The organism is Xenorhabdus sp. NBAII XenSa04, assembly GCF_963866145.1.
Taxonomy (GTDB): Bacteria; Pseudomonadota; Gammaproteobacteria; order Enterobacterales; family Enterobacteriaceae; genus Xenorhabdus; species Xenorhabdus indica.
On the sequence record NZ_CAWMEB010000226.1, the window covers coordinates 1 to 1,928 of the forward strand.

Annotated in this window: 1 protein-coding gene; it reads right to left on the reverse strand. The window is 57.8% G+C overall.

What is annotated here, in order from left to right:
• Window positions 1-1,928 (reverse strand): non-ribosomal peptide synthetase (locus tag AAC147_RS09190; RefSeq protein WP_047686397.1); only part of this gene is annotated, 1,928 nt, incomplete at both ends.

Here is a 1,928-nt window from a genome sequence, read left to right on the forward strand (position 1 = left end):
GCTGCCAGTTTAATCGCCAGCAGGGAGTTACCGCCGATACGGAAGAAGTTATCGTCAATCCCCACCCGTGTCAGCCCCAATACCGACTGCCAGATCAGGCACAACCGGGTTTCCAGTGCCGTGCGCGGGGCCACATACTGTTCACGGTTTACCCAGACCGGGACCGGCAAGGCCCGCCGGTCCAGTTTGCCGTTCAGCGTCAGCGGCACGGATTCAAGACGGGTAAAACTGGCCGGCACCATATATTCCGGCAGACGGGCTGACAGATGCCCGATCAGGCTGTCATCCGATACTTCATCCGCCGTCACCAGATAGGCCACCAGCACGCGCTCCCCCTCGCGTTCCCGATCAATCACCACTGCCTGTTTCACCTGTGGATGAGTTGCCAGCACACTTTCGATCTCCCCCAGTTCAATCCGGTAGCCCCGGATTTTCACCTGAAAATCATTGCGTCCCAGATAGTCCAGATTGCCGTCCGGCCGCCAGCGCACCAAATCCCCGGTTTTATACAACCGGCTATAACCCAATGCCACGTCTTCCGCTGTCGCAAACGGGTTCGGCACAAAACTCTCTGCCGTCAGGGCCGGCTGGTTCCAGTAACCGCGTGCCAGACAAACGCCTCCAATATACAGTTCACCCGGTGCCCCTATCGGGGCAGCATTACCGTATTTGTCCAGCACATAGAGCCGCACATTATCAATCGCCCGCCCAATCGGGACATTACCGTGACAGGCCGTGTCCGTCTCATAACAGGCGACTTCAATCGCCGCTTCCGTCGGCCCATAGAGGTTGATAAGAGCAGGGCTGCCCGTCTGGATCCGGTTAAATGCCCTGACCTGTGACACCGTCAGGGCCTCCCCGCTACAGAAAACATAACGTACCCCGGCCGGTAACTGCTGCCCCATGGCCTCCAGGGTCTGGCAGAATGCCCCTAGCATGGACGGGATAAAATGCACCATGGTCACGCCGCTTTGCCGGATCAGTTGCTGCAACACCGCCGGCTGTTTATGTGCCTCTGGCGGCGCAATCACAATACAGGCCCCTGTCCAGTTCGCCGCCAGCAATTCCCACACTGACACATCAAAGGTGTACGGGGTTTTTTGCAGTATTTTATCGGCTGGCCGGAAGGGATAACGCGACAACATCCAGCACAGGCGGTTCATCACACTGCGGTGTGTCAGTGCCACGCCTTTCGGCTGCCCGGTGGTGCCTGATGTGTAAATGATGTAGGCCAAATCGGTGGCCCTGTTTACTGGCGGCGGATTACCGGCAGGATAACCGGCGGTCACTGCCGGATCATCAGCGGCAATCAAAACGGGGGCCACCGCCCGTGTTTGTGTGCAGGCCGTCAGTGCAGCCAAATGCTGCTGCTGAGTCACTACACACGGAGTTTGTGTGTCAGCCAGAATAAAGCGGGTACGCTCCGGCGGGTATTCCGGTGAAAGCGGGACATACGCCCCGCCGGCTTTTAACACCGCCAGGATAGCGATAATCATCGTCAGACTGCGATCCAGATATAACGCCACCGGCGTATCGGCCGGCATCGGGGTATGGCACTGCTGCTGATACTGTGCCCGGATCACGGCGGCTAACTGATTGGCCCGTTCATTAAGCTGGCGGTAGGTCAGCGTTTCTCCGGCAAATTCCAGGGCGGCATTATCCGGTGTGGCTGCCGCCTGAGCCTCAAATTGTTGTTGCAGGGTATTCTCTGACGGGTAGGGTTTATTCGTCTGGTTCCAGCCATACAGCAAGGTATGACGCTCCTGCGCAGATAACACATCAATACGGCTCAAGGGTTGCTGTGGCTCTGCCACAAATGCGGCGAGTACCTGCTGATAACTGGCCGCCATCCGGGCTATCGTCGTGTCATCAAACAGGCTGACGGCGTAATTGATCGCCCCTGTCAGGCAGGATGCCTTCTCAGTAAT